The organism is Pigmentiphaga litoralis (genome assembly GCF_014651835.1).
Lineage (GTDB): Bacteria > Pseudomonadota > Gammaproteobacteria > Burkholderiales > Burkholderiaceae_B > Pigmentiphaga > Pigmentiphaga litoralis.
This window is the reverse complement of the sequence record NZ_BMXQ01000001.1, coordinates 694,446-710,474: the sequence shown is the minus strand read 5'-3', so window position 1 is coordinate 710,474 and position 16,029 is coordinate 694,446. Positions and strand designations below refer to the sequence as shown.

Sequence of the window (16,029 nt, the reverse complement as noted above, 5' to 3'; positions counted from 1 at the left end):
CGCATCGTACCGTGCAACACCCTTTCTCGAATCCAGGAGCCGCTGGCCCCTTTTCTTCTGACCTTGTTTTCCAGGAGATGATCATGACCCAGACCACCGATATCGCCGTCGCCAAGAACACCCAGGGCAGCAACGTCAGCAACGATGCCCGCCGGTCCAGCCAGGTGCAGGCCCCGTCGCGTCCCCGCTCGACGGTCATGCCCCATATGGACATCTACGAAACCGCCGACGGCGTGACGCTGATTGCCGACCTGCCTGGCGTGTCGGCCGACCGCCTGCAGATCCGCACCGAATCCGATCGCCTGTTCATCGAGGGCGAGGCCCGCATCGATGTGCCGGAAGGGTTCACCATCCTGCACACCGAACTGCGTGAGCCGGTCTATCAACGCAGCTTCAGCCTCAGCCGCGAGATGGACGCGTCCCGGATCTCGGCGCAACTCAAAGACGGCGTGCTAACCCTGACCATCCCGCGTTCGGAAGCCGCCAAGCCGCGCAAGATCGAGGTGCGCACCGCCTGATCGGTCGCCGGATGCAACAACGCCGCCTGGCACAGCGCCAGGCGGCGTTTTTTTTGCCGCTGCTTGGAGCCTGCGTGGGCTCGCTGGCAGCGTTTTTTACTTCACCGTCTTTTCAAGTTGCTCTGCCATTTGCAGGTGATGTTGCAGAGAAGGCAGCGTGCGGGTCGCGAACGAACGCAGCGCCGGGTTAGAGCCTTTCGCCGCTTCCTGCTTGAACAGCGTGACCGCCTCGGTGTGCGCCTGCACACCCACCACTTTCACGTAGGCCTTGTCGAAGGCTTCGCCCTGCGCGGCCGACAGCGCGGTCATTTTCTTTTCGTCCATTTCGGTCGGACGCGCGTCCACCGGCATGCCGATCTGCGACGCGATCTGCTGCAGCTCGGTGCTGGTGCGGGTGTGATCGCTGATCATGCTCTGCGCATACTGGCGCACTTCCGGACGCGTGGCGCGTTGCAGCGCCATCCGGCTGGCCGTGACTTCCATCACGTCGGTCTGGGCAGCGCGGCTGACGAACAGTGCGTCCAGATCCGGACCCGACGCGCTGGCCGGCACGGCCATCTGCGAAGGAAGCATTGCGCACGCCGACATCAGCGCGCCCACCGCCGCGGCGGAAGCAAGCGTACGAGCGACGCGGGAAAAACGGGGAAGAGTCATGACCATGGATCACCTGTGCAATGGTGGGGTGGAACAAAGAAGGAAGGGTGTGCAGTGCAATATGGGTGCAGGGCGCGGCGCCCCGGAAACCCGGCAAGCGCCGCGGGTGACGACACGCGGATCCATGCGGATGCATGGACCCGCGCGCCATCAGGACTTCAGCAGCGGATCGACCGTGCCGGTCACCGTCGCCGATGCACCCAACTCGGCGCCCGTGGTCGGGTTGCTGGTGGGATCGGACTTGGTGCGCAGGGCCATCGCCGTCACGGCGGCTTCTTCGTCTGCGGTCAAGGTCGTGGTGGACGTGCCGCCACCGTCAAAGCCACCCTGGTCTTCCCAGTTGGAGACCACGTTGAAGTTCTCGGGACTGTTCCAGGGACCGCTGGCATCGCCTTCACCCTGCGACAGGTTGAAGTAGGTGCGCGCAAAGCGCGGGTCGCCCGGCAGCTTGCCCGGCGGATAGTTCGGTTCCATCGCATACAGCGCTTTTTCGAACGACAGCTGGTGCGCGACTTCGCGGGTCATCAGAAAGCCCAGCGCATCTTTCACGCCCGGGTCATCGGTCAGATTGATCAGGCGTTCATATATGATCTTGGCGCGCGCTTCGGCGGCAATGTTGGAACGCAGGTCGGCCGACGGATCACCGATGGAATCGATATACCCGGCATTCCAGAGTTGACCGCCCGAGTTGATGTAGGCCGGGCCGCCGCCGTACAGCACTTGCGTTACGTGTGAGTCGTTGCCCGCACCTTGCAGGGAGCGATACAGGTCCGCTTCCGCATCGATACCCTCGGCCAGCTTGCCCTTCGCCCCCTTGTTCAACATGGCGATCAGGTTGCCGATTACTTCCAGGTGACTGAGTTCTTCGGTCGCAATGTCCATCAACATATCCTTGCGGCCAGGATCGTCTTCCGCGATCGACTGGTTGAAGTACCGACATGCCGCGGCCAACTCACCTTGCGGGCCGCCGAATTGTTCCAGCAGCAGGTTGGCCAGACCGGGATTGCTACCCGATACGCGAACGGTGTATTGCAGACGCTTGTTATGGGCGAACATGCTTTCTCCTTGAGTTGCGGGTTTGGGTAGCGATGATTTCGCAACTGTCATTCCCGGTATCGCAGAGATCGCGCTGGTGCGCCGTAGCAAGGCTTTGGCCAGGCGGCAGTGCGGAATCGGACAAGAATTCAGCGCCGCTCAATGCTGAGCGTGCTCATGCATTCGGCATCCTGCTCGTCCGTGATGCGCCGCGGCGCAGGATCAGCCAAGCGCCGTATCGAGCAGCATCATGACCACGAAGCCGACCATCAGGCCGATCGATGCCGACGTTTCATGCCCCTGGCGATGCGACTCGGGGATGATCTCATGGCTGATGACGAACAGCATGGCGCCGGCGGCAATCGCCAGGCCCCAAGGCAGCAGGCCCGCCGAGATGCCGATGGCAGCCGCCCCGAAGACCGCGGCGATCGGTTCGATCAACCCCGACGCAATGCCCAAGGCCACTGCGCTCCACTTGCCATAGCCCACTCCCCGCAGCGCGGTCGCGACCACCAGGCCTTCCGGCATGTCCTGGATCGAGATGCCGGTTGCCAGTGCCTGCGCGCCCACAGCGTCGGTGCCGCCAAAGGCCACGCCGATCGCCATGCCTTCCGGCAGGTTGTGCAGGGTGATGGCCAGCACGAAAAGCCACACCCGTTTCATCGCCCGGCCGCTGGGGCCTTCCAGGCCTTTCACGAAATGTTCATGCGGCACGGCGCGGTCCAGCAGCAGGAGCATCAGGGCCCCGAGCAGGATGCCCGCGCCGACGATGCTGCCGGCGCCCCAGGGGCCGGCGCCTAGTTCCTGTGCCGAAGCCAGTGCTGGAATGACCAGGGAAAAGGCACAGGCGGCCAGCATGACCCCTGCGCCAAAACCCATGATGGTGTCCGAAATACGCTGCGAAAAGGTCTGTGACAACAAGACCGGCACCGTCCCCAGGGCGGTCGCGAAGGCCGCGACGCTGCCGGCCAGAAGTGCGTCATGGACACGCGGATTCTGGTCGACAAGGAATTGATAGAGGTCGTTGAGCAGGACCGCGAGACCCGCCAGGATGATCAGTGAGCCCAGCGCACGCCGTGGCGTGATGGCCAGCGCGCGGCCGGAAGATTTGTGCATGCGGTCGAGAGCCGGGTTAGGCATCGAAGGTCCTGGTGCTGCGTGGGTAGAAAGCGCTAGGGGTGAACGTGGTAAGCATGAAACCGAATGCGGAGGATGCGAGGCCGCTGATGTCACGCTTGTGTCAATGCTTCATCCGGCTAATGCAAGAACTGTTCCGTGAGCTTCCATCGGCCGGAACGCACGGTGGGCTGCCGTTTTCGGCATTCCAGCACGGTGATGGCAATCGCATTGGCAAGGCATGGCTTGCAAGGCTGAGCAAAAAACGCCACGCACGCTCAGCCGCAATTTCCACCGCGCCCAGCCCGTGCCGCATCGTTTCTGCGTACCTGGCTCAACCGTAACTTGGCATGAAACTCGCTTCAATCTCACCCACCCGAAGACGCTGCCTTGGCTGCGTCGGCCGGGCAATCGGTGCACTGCGGTCCCCAAGACATGGGATCCGGTGCGCCACGTCCCTGTCAACCTACCGTCGAGTCGCATCATTCGCCCCGCTGCGCTGCCTCTGTTGCTGACGCCATTCGCGGCCCACGCTGCGCCGGCCATGCAGGCCCTGGAACCCGCCGGGGTCCAGGCCACGCGTATTGCCGACCTCTGGCACCTGACCCTGCTCGTCTGCGGGGGCGTCTTTGCCTGTGTCCTGGCAGTCCTGATCATCGCCCTGCTTCGGGCCCCCCGCGCAAGTGCGGACACCCGGCCCCTCGTCGTCCATGGCGATGCCAGCGAAAAACGGCCGACCCGCGCCGTCCTCTGGGCGACCGCCGTCTCGACGGTGCTGCTGATCGGACTCGTCGTCGCGGACGTGGTCACGGAACGGGCGCTGTCGCGCCTGCCAGTCGCCAATGCCCTGCATGTCGAGATGATCGGGCACCAGTGGTGGTGGGAAACCCGCTACGCCGCCGATGGCGACCGTCCGGCATTCACGGGCGCCAACGAACTGCGCGTTCCGGTTGGCCGTCCGGTGATCGTGTCATTGCGGTCCGCCGACGTCATCCACACCTTCTGGGTGCCCAGCCTGCATGGCAAGAAAGACATGATCCCGGGCCGCCCGACCACGATCGAGTTTCGCGCGGATGCGCCCGGGGAGTTCCGCGGGCTGTGCGCCGAGTTCTGCGGCGAGCAGCACGCCATGATGGCGTTTTCGGTCAAGGCCGATGCGCCCGACGCGTTCGCGGCCTGGGCGGACCGGCAAGCCCTGCCGGCTCCGGATCCACGCAAGGCTGCTGCGGCAGCCGCGCCGTCCTTGCCGGGCGCGGCGCCTGCCGCAGTGCCGGCATCCGACCCCAGGCTGGCCGACACGGCCCGCGGCCTTGCCGTTTTTTTCGATAAAGGGTGCGCGCAATGCCACACCATTCGCGGCACCCACGCAAACGGCACGCTGGGCCCGGATCTGACCCATCTGGCCAGCCGCCCCACCCTGGCCGCCGGCACCCTGGCCAATAACCGCGGCAACCTGGCCGGATGGATCGTTGATGCCAATTCCTTGAAGCCGGGCGTGATGATGCCAATCAATCGCCTGCCCCCTGACGACCTGCAAGCCCTGCTCGGCTACCTGGAGACCCTGCAATGAAGGCCTCTCCGATCCCGTCATTGCAGGACGGCCCAAACGCCCCGGCCGCGATCCGGCGCAGCCTGGCCGGCACCTGGGAAGATCCGCCCGGCGTCCGCGGATTTTTTGCCGCGATCAATCACAAGACGATTGCTCGCCGCTTCATGCTGGCAACCTTCGTGTTTTTCGTGCTTGGCGGCCTGATCGCACTGGCCATGCGCATCCAGCTGGCGCGGCCGGATCTGCGACTGGTCGACCCCGATCTGTACAACCAGATGTTCACGCTGCATGGCACCACCATGATGTTCCTGTTCGCCGTGCCGGTCATGCAGGCCATTGCAACCTACCTGGTGCCCTTGATGATCGGCGCGCGCAGCGTGGCCTTTCCGCGCATGAATGCCTATGCCTTCTGGGTGTTCGTGCTGGGCGGCGCCTTTCTGTATGGGTCCTTCCTGCTCGGGTCGGCTTCCAGCGCCGGCTGGTTCAGCTATGTGCCGCTTGCCGGGCCCGACTACTCGCCCGGCAAGGGCGTCGACATCTGGGCGCAGATGATCACCTTTACCGAGACCGCCGCCCTGCTCGAAGCCATCGTCCTCATCACCACCATCTTCAAGATGCGGGCGCCCGGGATGTCGCTCAACCGCATGCCTCTGTTCGTGTGGGCAACGCTCATCACCCAGTTCATGGTGCTCTTCGCCATGCCTGCCGTCATGCTTGGCAGCACGTCCCTGATCCTGGACCGGCTGGTCAGCACCCAGTTCTTCAATCCTGCACGCGGTGGCGACGCGTTGCTCTGGCAGCACCTCTTCTGGTTCTTCGGTCATCCAGAGGTCTATCTGATCTTCATCCCGCCGCTCGGCATGATCTCGGCCATCATTCCAACCTTTGCGCGCCGCACCTTGTTCGGCTATCCGGCCATGGTGCTGGCCCTGTTCGCCACCGCCTTCCTTGCGTTCGGCCTGTGGGTGCACCACATGTACGCCACCGACATTCCGCAACTGGGCAAGAGCTTCTTTACCGCCGCCAGCTTGATGATCGCTATTCCGTCGGGCATCCAGATCTTCTGCTGGCTGGCCACGCTGGCCACCGGCCGTCTCAACTTCAAGACCCCGCTCTGGTTCGTGCTGGCCTTTTTCGTGATTTTGGTCATGGGCGGTTTGACGGGCGTCATGCTTGGATCGGTGTCCCTGGACCTGCAGGTCCACGACACCTATTTTGTCGTTGCGCATCTCCACTATGTGCTGCTGGGCGGCGCCGTGTTCCCGCTGTTCGGCGCCTTCTATTACTGGTTCCCGAAGTTCACCGGCCGCATGCTGAACGAGACTCTGGGCCGCTGGAATTTCTGGCTGATGTTCGTTGGCTTCAACGTCGCGTTCTTTCCGATGCATCTGCTGGGTCTGCAAGGCATGCCCCGCCGTGTGTGGACCTACGCGCCCGACATGGGCTGGGATGGCATGAATCTGCTGGCCACGGCAGGCGCATGGACGCTCGCCGCCGGCATCCTGGTCTTCATCGTCAACGTGCTGCGCAGCCGACGTCACGGCGCCCTTGCTGGCGACAATCCCTGGGGCGCTGCCAGCCTGGAATGGAGCACGTCCAGCCCGCCGCCACCGCACAACTTTGATGTGATGCCTGTCGTGCATGGCCGCAATCCCTTGTGGGAACCCGCCGGCAGTCCGCGCTGGGTCGCGGGCCTGGCCGCCAACGCGCGGCAGGTGCTCATCACCAGCGTCATCGACGCGCGGCCGGACTCCTGCCCGGTGTTCCCGTCGCCGTCGATCTGGCCCTTCGTCAGCGCGCTGGCCACCACGGTGCTGTTCGTCGGGTCGGTGTACACCCCATGGGCCGTGGTGTGGGGCACGATTCCCACGGCCATTGCGATGACGGTCTGGTTCTGGCCGAACCGGCTGAATACCGAACGCGCCGTGTTCCTGGAACGCAAGCCATGACCGCCGAAGCCACGCCCGCAGCCGATTCGTCTCACTGGGCGCCGGATGGCCTGCCCGCCAGCGAGGTGCTCGACGTCCGCCATCTGCCCACCTACGCGTTCAGCCATCGCAGCATCATGTGGTGGGCCACGCTGGGCCTGATGGTGATCGAAAGCACGGTGTTCGCGCTGGCGGTCATGATGTATTTCTACCTTCGCAGCCTGTCTGCCACCTGGCCGATCAACGCCATCCCGCCAGACTTGCTGTGGGGCACGGTCAACACGGTCATCCTGCTGCTCAGCGCCATTCCTAACCACATGGCCAAACGCGAAGCCGAACGCCTGAACCGGGTGCGGGCGCGCAACTGGCTGCTGGTATGCCTGCTGTCGGCGATCCTGTTCCTGGCGATACGAGCCTTCGAGTTCGCCACCCTGAATGTCAGCTGGACCCTCAATGCCTACGGTTCCATCGTGTGGCTGCTGCTGGGGCTGCACACCGTGCACCTGATCACCGACACCATCGATACGTCGGTGCTGACCGTTCTGCTTTACACCGGCCCGCTTGAAGGCAAGCGCTATGTCGACGTCAGCGAAAACGCCGCGTACTGGTACTTCGTGGTTGTCAGCTGGTTGCCGATCTATGCCGTCATTTACTGGGCGCCGAGGTGGTAGGAGACGATGATGCCAACTGTCCTCGCCCTGCTGGGGGCGCCCACCGCGGCACTGACCGCGCTGACCATCATGTATGCACTGGTGCCCGTGTCGTGCGGCTGGCAGACCAATGCGGCGCTGCTGGCATGCAGCCTGATCGGGTTCGTGTTCTCGGTGGTCGTGACGGTGATGGCGTGGCGCCAATGGCGGGCGCGCGCCCCGTCCAGCGCCAACGTGGCGGGCAACCGGCGCTTCCTGGCGTTGGTCGGCACGTGCGTCGGCGCCATGTCGGCGTTGTCGCTGCTGGCCCTGTCCATTCCGCCGTTGTTGCTGTCGGCGTGCCGATGATGACGCGGTGGCCTGCCCCCCTTCTGCGGACCGGATCGATCGCAGCGCTGACGCTGCCGTGCGTTGCCTCGGCCCACACCCTGTCACCGGATGCCACCGGCATGCCGGACATCGGCTGGACCTTCGAGCCCTGGGTCGTCGTGCTGCTCGGGGTCACGCTGGGGCTTTACGGCATCGGCCATGCACGGCTGCGGGCGCGCAGCCGCCGGGCGCGCGGCATCCGCCTGCGCCAGCTCGGTGCCTTTCTGGCAGGCTGGGCCATGACCGTGGTGGCGCTGGTCTCGCCGCTCGACGCCCTGGGCGCCGCAATGTTCTCGGCCCACATGGTGCAGCACGAGGTGCTGATGCTGCTGGCGGCGCCGTTGCTGGTCCTGGGCCGGCCGCTGGCGGTCTGGATGTGGGCGCTGCCAGCGTCCTGGCGCCCGGCCGTCGGCCGTGGCCTGCATGCGCCCGGCGTGCGTGGCAGCTGGCGATGGCTGACGTCCCCTGCGGTTGCGTGGGTCTTCCATGCCCTTGCCTTGTGGGCCTGGCATGCACCGCCGCTGTTCGAAGCGGCCTTGACCCGGCCTGGCATCCACACGCTGCAGCACGCCAGCTTTTTCATCAGTGCACTGTTCTTCTGGTGGACGGTGCTGGCGGGCCGCCATCGCCAGGCAGGCGACGGCCACGCCATGCTCTCGGTCTTTACCACCATGATGCACACCGGTGCCCTGGGCGCCCTGCTCACGCTGGCGCCAGGCCTGTGGTACCCGATCTATGTCACCCCCACGACCGCGCTGGGCTTCGATCCGCTGCAGGACCAGCAACTGGGCGGCCTGATCATGTGGGTGCCGGGCGGTCTGGCCTACTTCCTGGCCGGCCTGGCCATTGCGCTGCGCTGGGTGCTGGACCGGCGCCCGCCCGACCTGGCCGCGGGCGCGGCGGCGCCGCTGGCGCGACCGACGGCAGGCACACGATGACCCGGCGCCGGTCCTTGACCTTCGGAAGTATCGCGGCAACCCTTGCCGCGTGCCTGCTGTGTACGGGGTGCCAGCCGCGCCTGCCCGAACGCGACATTGCGACCCATGGTTTTCCGCAGGCCGGGCGGGACGCCATCGCGCGCTACGGCTGCGGCGCGTGCCACGCTATCGGCGGGGTGCCGGGCGCACATGGCACCGTCGGTCCGACCCTCAAGGGCCTGGGGGACCGCGCCTATCTCGCGGGGCATGTGCCCAACACGCCAGACGGCCTGATTGCGTGGATCCAGCATCCGCAGGCGCTGGATCCGCGGACCGCCATGCCCGACCTTGGCGTCAACGAGACCGATGCCCGAAACATCGCCGCCTACCTGTTGAATGCGCCGCGCTGACGTCACGATGCCGCAACGATCCGATATGACTGCCCGCTTCCCCTTACTGCGTCCGCCCCGACCCGCCAGGACACCGCTGCCTGGCGTGCCCTCCCCGGTCGATCGAACTCGGGTGCCCGGACGGATGCCTTGGATGAGCTGGTGGCGGTGGGTGCGGGTCGTGATGCTCTGCCTGGTGGCGGGCGCCGGTCCGGCAATCGGGGCGTTCGCGGCGGAGCCCGCGGCGAGGTCTTCACCGCGGTCTTCGGCGGGGTCTTCGGCTGTGTCCCCGGCGGACGCCGGACTGGTTGCGCGCGGCAAGTATCTGGCGATCGTTGCCGATTGCGGCGCCTGCCACACCGCCCGGGATGGCGGCCAGCCCTTCGCGGGCGGCCGCACCCTTAGTACGCCGTTCGGCGACATCGTCAGCAGCAACGTCACGCCGGACCCGGCATACGGTATCGGTCGCTATAGCTACGAGGACTTCGCCAGGGTTATGCGCCGCGGCATCGCGCCGGGCAACAAGCGGCTCTATCCCGCCATGCCCTACACGGCCTACAGCAAGATCACCGATGACGACATGCGCGCCTTGTACGCTTATATGATGCACGGCGTCGCACCGGTCGCCCTGCCAGCGCCCCAGACCGCGCTGGCCTTCCCCATGAACCAGCGCCCGCTGATTGCCTTGTGGCAGTGGGCTTTTGCGCCGACCGAGGTCTACCGGCCCAAGCCGGATCGCGATGCGACATGGAACCGCGGCGCTTACCTGGTACAGGGCCTGGGGCACTGCGGCACGTGCCACACCCCGCGCGGCGCGGCCTTCCAGGAACGCGGCAGCGACGAGTCGTCCTGGCGCTACCTGACCGGCGCCGTCAACGAGCACTGGTATGCCTCGAACCTGACCGGCGATCCGGGATCCGGCCTGGGCCGGGTCAGCGAAGAAGCGTTGGTCCGCTTCTTTCGCACGGGCCACGGCGATGGCAGCGCGGCCTACGGCAGCATGGTCGAGACCATTGAACAAAGCCTGCAGCACTGGACCGACGAGGACCTCCGGGCCGTTGCCACCTACCTGAAGAGCCTGCCCCCCAAACGCCCGTCGGGTGCGTTCGATGCCACGCGGACCGCCGCGCGCGGGCCGGCTGACGGCGACCGTGCGGCCGACCGCGAAACAATCGGTGCATCCGTTTATCGTACTTTCTGCGCGCAATGCCATCAGGAAGATGGACGCGGCGTGCCCGAGCGCTATCCCAGATTGGCAGGCAATCCGTCGGTGCTGGCCAAGGACCCGACGTCCCTGATCCGCCTGAGCCTGGAAGGCGGCGGCAGCCCCGTCACCCGGACCGGCCCGCCGCGACAGGACATGCCCGGCTTCGGGCAACGGCTGACCGACCTGCAGATCGCGCAGGCCCTGACCTATGTGCGAGGCGCCTGGGGCAACGAGGCCAAGCCGATCACGACCAGCGACGTGGCCAAGCTGCGGCAGGCCCTGCAGAAAGACAAGGCCAAGCGATGACGTCGTCATCCTTCTATCAGTTAATCACTTAATCGCCGGTTCATCAGGTCAATTGCGCGCCGCAGGCACGGCGCCCCGTCTGGCCAAAGTCTCGGACTCCGCCAGCCCGCGCTTGCTAGAATCGACCGCTTGCCAGGCAGCGACCCTGTGTCCGAGGTCGAACGTCTGTAGCCCCGCCTGCCCGACCCTTGATGGAAACCTTCGATGCGCCCTCTTTCCGTTCTGCTGCCCGCGCTGCGCAGCATCTTCATGGTTCCGGAAAGCCCCGGGGCCGTGATGCCGCGCGTCGTCTTCATGGCCACCGGCGGCACCATCGCCATGAAGATCGATCCGGCCACCGGCGGCATCCTGCCAGCCATCACGGGCGACGACCTGCTGCTGACCATCCCCGACGTCGCCAGCCATGCCGAGATCGAGGTGGACAACGTCGCCAACATGTCGGCCAACTACTTCAATGCGGAATGGTGGGGCGGGCTCACCCGCCGCGTGCAGGACACGCTGGACCGTCCGGATGTGACCGGCGTCGTGCTCGCGCAAGGCACCGACACCATGGAAGAAACGGCCTGGTGGCTGGACCTGACCGTGGTATCGGACAAGCCGGTGGTCCTGGTCGGAGCGCAGCGCAATGCGTCGGCGGCCGACTTCGACGGCCCCCGCAACCTGCTCAACGCCATCCGCGTCGCCGTTGACCCGGAAGCCCGCGGCAAGGGCGTCATGGTCGTGATGAATCAGCAGATCAACGCCGCCCGCTCCGTGACCAAGACACATACCGGCAACGTCGAAACCTTCAAGTCAGGCGACGCAGGTTTTCTGGGCGAAGTGTGGGACGACCGCGTGGTGTTCTCGCGCGCACCGCTGCGGCGCATGACGGTGCCCGTGACGGCCACCACCTTTCCCAAGGTCGACATCTTCCCGATGTATGGCGGCGCTGACGGCACCTACATCCGCTACGCCGTTGAACGCGGCGTGCACGGCATCGTGGTCGATGCAGTCGGCATGGGGAACATGAACGTGTCGATGTATGAAGCCGTCAAGCATGCGATCCAGCGTGGCGTGCCGGTCGTGATCACGTCGCGCGTCCCCAATGGACGGGTGCGGCCCCTGTACGGTTTTGTCGGAGGTGGCAAGACCACATTCGACGCGGGCGCGATCCCGGGTGGCGACCTGAGCGCGCACAAGGCGCGGCTGCTGCTCATCCTGCTGCTGCAGGCCGGCCCGCAAGACACTGCGTCATTGCGGGCCGCGTTCGATCGTTAGACCCCTGATTATTTGCGGTCCACCCACACTGTCTGCGCATTCAGGAATTCGGTCATGCCGAAGTGCGACAGCTCGCGCCCATAGCCGCTGTGCTTGATGCCGCCAATCGGAATGCGGGGGTCGGATGCTGGAAAGCCGTTCACGAACACGCCGCCGGTTTCCAGACGCCGCGCAAAGGCCTTGCCCTTCTCGCGGTCGGTGGTCCAGATGGCGCCGCTCAGTCCGAATTCGCTGTGGTTGGCCAGGGCCAAAGCGTCCTTCTCGTCTTCGGCAACGATCAACGATGCCACCGGGCCGAACAGCTCCTGGTCGAAAGCGACCATGCCCGGACGCACATCCGACAGGATCACCGGCGCGAAGTAGTTGCCTTTGCCTTCTTGTTTGCCGCCATCCAGCAGCAGGGTCGCGCCGCCCTCGACCGACGCCTGCACCTGCCCGGCCAGTTCGTCCCGCAGGTCAAAGCGCGCCATCGGTCCGACATACGTGTCCGGATCCATGGGGTTGCCGACCTGCAGGGCCTTGACCGCCGCCACGAATTTCTCGGTAAAGGCCTGCGCAATCGGCTTTTCAAGAATGATGCGTTTGGCAGCGATGCAGATCTGACCATTGTTCTGAAAGCGCCCTGTCACCGCGGCCTTGACGGCGCCATCCAGGTCCGCATCCGCCAATACGATAAAGGGATCGGCGCCGCCCAACTCCAGCACGGACTTTTTCAGCGCAGCCCCTGCCTGCGAGGCAATCGCGGACCCCGCACGCACGCTGCCCGTGACGGCAACCGCGGCAATACGCCGGTCGGCAATCGCCATCGACACGCCATCATTCGATGCGTTCAGTACGCTGAAGGCTCCGTCGGGCAGGCCCGCTTCTTTCAGGGCGGACTGCAATGCGTAGGCGCAGCCCATCACGTTGGGCGCATGCTTGAGCACATAGGCGTTGCCACCCAGCAGGATGGGCACCGCGCCACGCAGCACCTGCCAGAAGGGAAAGTTCCAGGGCATCACGGCCAGGACGGCGCCGATTGGCAGGTAGGACACATAGGCGTCCTTGCCGATCGCGGTGCTCTCGTCGTTCAGCATGGCGGGGCCCTGCTCGGCATACCAATCGCACAGACCGGCACACTTTTCGACTTCGGCCTTCGCTTGCGCAATCGGCTTGCCCATCTCATTGGTGGCCAGCGCCGCCAGGGCGTCGATGTCCGCGCGCAGCACCTTGGCCAGGCGGCGCAGGACCTCGGCCCGGTCGCTGACCGGCATTGCGCTCCATGTCCGGTACCCCGCCACGGCGAGGTTCAAGGACGCATCGATTTTTTCATGGGACTCGATCGGGTACCTGGCAAACTCTTCGCCGGTCGCGGGGTTGATGGACAAGGCAAAAGCGGGTGTCGACGACATGCGAAAGCTCCGGATCAGGGGTCAGCCTCCACAATAGGCTTGTGCAACCTTCCTGAAAATTGAAAAATAAGGAAAGAAACGTTCTCTCCGGAAGAATATGGACCTGGCTCAACTCGAAGTGTTCCGCGCCGTGGCGGAAGAAGGCGGCATCAGCGCGGCGGCCAAACGGCTGCATCGCGTGCCGTCCAACGTGACCACGCGCCTCAAGCAGCTCGAAGAAGAACTGGGCGTCGATCTGTTCATCCGGGAAAAGCTGCGGCTGCGCCTGTCTTCGGTCGGGCACACCTTCCTGGACTACACCCGCCGCATCCTGGACCTGACAGAAGAAGCCCGCCAGGCCGCGATGGGGAGCGAGCCGCGCGGCACGTTCACGCTGGGCGCCATGGAGAGCACGGCCGCCGTGCGGATTCCGCCCGTCCTGGCCGCCTTTCATCAAGGGTATCCCAAGGTCGAACTGGACCTGTCCACCGGACCATCGGGCGACATGATCGATGGCGTCCTGGCGGGCCGCCTGTCCGCGGCGTTTACCGATGGGCCCGTCGGCCACCCGCTGCTCGATGGCATGGCGGTCTATCCGGAGGAAATGGTCGTCATCTCGCCCAAGCAGCATGCGCCCATCGCGCGCGCCAGCGATGTGGCCGGGGCGACGCTGTATGCCTTTCGTCCCAACTGCTCGTATCGCCGCCACTTCGAAAACTGGTTTGCGGCCGACGGCGTGCGCCCCGGCAAGATCTTTGAAATGGAGTCGTACCACGGCATGCTGGCCTGCGTCACCGCGGGTGGCGGACTGGCCCTGGTCCCGTTGAGCATGCTCAATACCATGTACGGCAGCCAGAACGTCATTGCCCATCGATTGGCAGCGCCGTTTCGGGAAGCGCAGACCTGGCTGGTCTGGCGGCGCGGCGCGCGGACCCCGAACGTCGATGCGCTGATCGGACTGCTCGGGGATCCGGCGACGCCTACGACCTGATTGGCATGGCGTGCTCGTCCAGCGTGGCCAGATAGGCATGGATCTGCGCCACCACGCCAGCGCCCTCACCCACCGCGGCGGCTACCCGCTTGGTCGATCCCGCGCGCGCGTCGCCCACCGCAAAGATGCCCGGCAGGTTGGTCTCGAGCGGTAGCGGCGTGCGTGCCGTTGGATCTTCCGAAGGCGCGCCCGTCAAGATAAAGCCTTTGCTGTCGCGAGCCACTGGGCACTCCTTCAGCCAATCGGTGTTCGGGTCCGCGCCAATGAACAGGAACAGACGCCGCACCGGGGTGTGCCGCTCTTCGCCGGTATCGCGATGCCGGCACGTGACCGCGGTCAGTTCGCCGTCTTCGCCGGTCAGGCCGACCACCTCGGTGCGCAGGTGCACTTCCACATTTTTCAGTCCGCGGATACGTTCGACCAGATAGCTGGACATGGTCGCTTCCATGGACGCGCCCCGCACCAGCACATGCACCTTGGTGGCCTGGCTCGACAGGTACACGATGGCCTGGCCCGCCGAATTGCCGGCGCCCACCACCATGACTTCCGACGCGCGGCACAACTTGCCTTCGATTGGCGATGCCCAGTAATGCACCCCCGCGTTGTCGTAACGGGCGAAATCCGCAACGGCCAGGTGCCGATACTTGGCGCCGCTGGCGATCACGACGGCCTTGGCCTGCACCGTCGGGTTGCCCTCGATAAGGATGCGGCGCGGGCAGGCGCTGCAATCGAGCCCTTCCACCACCGCCGGCACGGCGATCCGCGCGCCGAATTTTTCGGCCTGCACGAACGCCCGGCCCGCCAGTGCCTGGCCCGAAATGCCGGTCGGAAAACCGAGGTAGTTTTCGATACGCGCACTGGCGCCGGCCTGGCCGCCAAAGGCATACGCATCGAGCACCAGGACGGACAGCCCTTCTGACGCGGCATACACGGCGGTCGCCAGCCCGGCCGGTCCGGCGCCGATCACGGCGATGTCATAGACCTTGTCTCCCGACAGATCAGGCAGCAGCCCCAGACAGCGGCCCAGTTCGGCCTCCGACGGGTTGAGCTTGACGGTTCCATCCGGACACACAACGAGCGGCAACTGGTCGGCAGTCGGCCCGTACTCCTTCAGCAGCGCCAGCGCCGTCACGTCATCCATGGCCAGTTCGGCATGCGGATGCGCATTGCGCGCAAGGAAGCCTTGCAAGCGGACCATGTTGGCGTGCCCCGGCGGCCCGACCAGCACGGGCGCCGCGGTATTGGTTTCGAGCAGCGCCACCCGGCGCAGGATCAGCGCGCGCATGATGCGCTCGCCCAGGTCGGCTTCGGCCACGACTAGCGCGCGCAGGCTTTCCGGATCGATCACCAGGGCTTCAACGTCACCAATGGCGCGCCCGGACACCAGCGACGGATGTCCGGCCAGTTGGCCGATCTCGGCCAGGAACTGTCCCGGGCCCTGCTCGACCACATCGGCGTAGTGCCCGAGGCCGTCGTATTGCGTGATCTGCACGCTGCCTTCCAGCAGCACGAGCATGCCGGTCGCGGCACTGCCGGCCTCGAACATGCTGGCGCGATCGGGCCAGCGTTGCTTATGGCCGAAGCGGCACAAGCGGCCGATGTCGGCGGGCGACAGGATCGGGAACATCTGCGGCCGTCGCGACGCACTTGTCGACGTCTTGACGGGCTCGGCCAACGGAACGGCATCGGCAAGCGAAAAGTCGGAACCTGGTGTAAGACCCATGCGTGGCGTGTCCTGGTGTGGGTGTCCTGGTGCTGGCGTGTGTGCCCTGC

Annotated in this window: 15 protein-coding genes; 10 read left to right on the top strand and 5 right to left on the bottom strand. The window is 65.6% G+C overall.

The annotated features are described in order from the left end of the window. Nucleotides 1-83: 83 nt before the first annotated feature. The gene (locus IE116_RS02995; RefSeq protein ID WP_189609627.1) at nucleotides 84-518 is read left to right on the top strand and encodes an Hsp20/alpha crystallin family protein; all 435 of its coding nucleotides are present in this window, start codon (nucleotides 84-86) and stop codon (nucleotides 516-518) included. Between the two features lie 96 nt (nucleotides 519-614). Here IE116_RS02995 and IE116_RS02990 read toward each other — a convergent pair whose 3' ends face one another. The 3 genes from IE116_RS02990 to IE116_RS02980 all read right to left on the bottom strand — a co-directional run bounded on the left by IE116_RS02990 (nucleotide 615) and on the right by IE116_RS02980 (nucleotide 3,323). Continuing rightward, the gene (locus IE116_RS02990; protein WP_189609625.1) at nucleotides 615-1,172 is read right to left on the bottom strand and encodes a DUF4142 domain-containing protein; all 558 of its coding nucleotides are present in this window, start codon (nucleotides 1,170-1,172) and stop codon (nucleotides 615-617) included. Nucleotides 1,173-1,322: 150 nt separating this feature from the next. Next, nucleotides 1,323-2,228, bottom strand: coding sequence for a manganese catalase family protein (locus IE116_RS02985; protein ID WP_189609623.1), 906 nt, complete (start codon nucleotides 2,226-2,228; stop codon nucleotides 1,323-1,325). 201 nt (nucleotides 2,229-2,429) lie between these two features. After that, a complete protein-coding gene (locus tag IE116_RS02980) occupies nucleotides 2,430-3,323 on the bottom strand; it encodes a ZIP family metal transporter (RefSeq protein ID WP_189609620.1) in 894 nt (297 codons plus the stop codon). Between the two features lie 508 nt (nucleotides 3,324-3,831). Between IE116_RS02980 and coxB the strand changes: the two genes are divergently transcribed. From coxB to IE116_RS02940, 8 genes are all read left to right on the top strand, one after another. Next, nucleotides 3,832-4,893 (top strand): cytochrome c oxidase subunit II, encoded by a 1,062-nt coding sequence (gene coxB, locus IE116_RS02975; RefSeq protein WP_229827977.1) that lies wholly within the window; start codon nucleotides 3,832-3,834, stop codon nucleotides 4,891-4,893. Further along, on the top strand, nucleotides 4,890-6,821 hold the full coding sequence (gene ctaD, locus IE116_RS02970; RefSeq protein ID WP_189609618.1) for a cytochrome c oxidase subunit I: 1,932 nt from the start codon (nucleotides 4,890-4,892) through the stop codon (nucleotides 6,819-6,821). Before coxB ends, ctaD begins: the two co-directional genes overlap by 4 nt. Next, nucleotides 6,818-7,471: a cytochrome c oxidase subunit 3 gene (locus IE116_RS02965; RefSeq protein WP_229827976.1), complete on the top strand. Its 654-nt coding sequence runs from the start codon at nucleotides 6,818-6,820 to the stop codon at nucleotides 7,469-7,471. Before ctaD ends, IE116_RS02965 begins: the two co-directional genes overlap by 4 nt. A 6-nt stretch (nucleotides 7,472-7,477) precedes the next feature. Next, nucleotides 7,478-7,798 carry a hypothetical protein gene (locus IE116_RS02960; RefSeq protein WP_189609616.1) on the top strand — a complete coding sequence of 107 codons (321 nt, stop codon included), beginning with the start codon at nucleotides 7,478-7,480 and terminating at the stop codon, nucleotides 7,796-7,798. Beyond that, on the top strand, nucleotides 7,795-8,757 hold the full coding sequence (locus IE116_RS02955) for a cytochrome c oxidase assembly protein (RefSeq protein ID WP_189609615.1): 963 nt from the start codon (nucleotides 7,795-7,797) through the stop codon (nucleotides 8,755-8,757). The genes IE116_RS02960 and IE116_RS02955 overlap by 4 nt, the downstream gene beginning before the upstream one ends. 14 nt (nucleotides 8,758-8,771) lie before the next feature. Then, complete coding sequence (locus IE116_RS02950) at nucleotides 8,772-9,146, top strand: c-type cytochrome (RefSeq protein ID WP_229827975.1); 375 nt, start codon at nucleotides 8,772-8,774, stop codon at nucleotides 9,144-9,146. A gap of 262 nt (nucleotides 9,147-9,408) precedes the next feature. Next, on the top strand, nucleotides 9,409-10,638 hold the full coding sequence (locus IE116_RS02945; protein WP_308428204.1) for a cytochrome c: 1,230 nt from the start codon (nucleotides 9,409-9,411) through the stop codon (nucleotides 10,636-10,638). 249 nt (nucleotides 10,639-10,887) lie between these two features. After that, nucleotides 10,888-11,895 (top strand): asparaginase, encoded by a 1,008-nt coding sequence (locus IE116_RS02940; protein ID WP_229828352.1) that lies wholly within the window; start codon nucleotides 10,888-10,890, stop codon nucleotides 11,893-11,895. 8 nt (nucleotides 11,896-11,903) lie between these two features. On the opposite strand, the gene IE116_RS02935 is transcribed toward IE116_RS02940, so the two are convergent. Continuing rightward, nucleotides 11,904-13,286, bottom strand: coding sequence for an NAD-dependent succinate-semialdehyde dehydrogenase (locus IE116_RS02935; protein ID WP_189609607.1), 1,383 nt, complete (start codon nucleotides 13,284-13,286; stop codon nucleotides 11,904-11,906). A gap of 97 nt (nucleotides 13,287-13,383) precedes the next feature. Here IE116_RS02935 and ptrR point away from each other — a divergent pair, with 97 nt between their 5' ends. Next, nucleotides 13,384-14,256, top strand: coding sequence for a putrescine utilization regulator PtrR (gene ptrR / locus IE116_RS02930; RefSeq protein ID WP_189609605.1), 873 nt, complete (start codon nucleotides 13,384-13,386; stop codon nucleotides 14,254-14,256). Here ptrR and IE116_RS02925 read toward each other — a convergent pair. Beyond that, nucleotides 14,246-15,979, bottom strand: coding sequence for an FAD-dependent oxidoreductase (locus IE116_RS02925; RefSeq protein ID WP_189609603.1), 1,734 nt, complete (start codon nucleotides 15,977-15,979; stop codon nucleotides 14,246-14,248). The two genes, ptrR and IE116_RS02925, sit on opposite strands and share 11 nt — an antisense overlap. Nucleotides 15,980-16,029 lie beyond the last annotated feature (50 nt).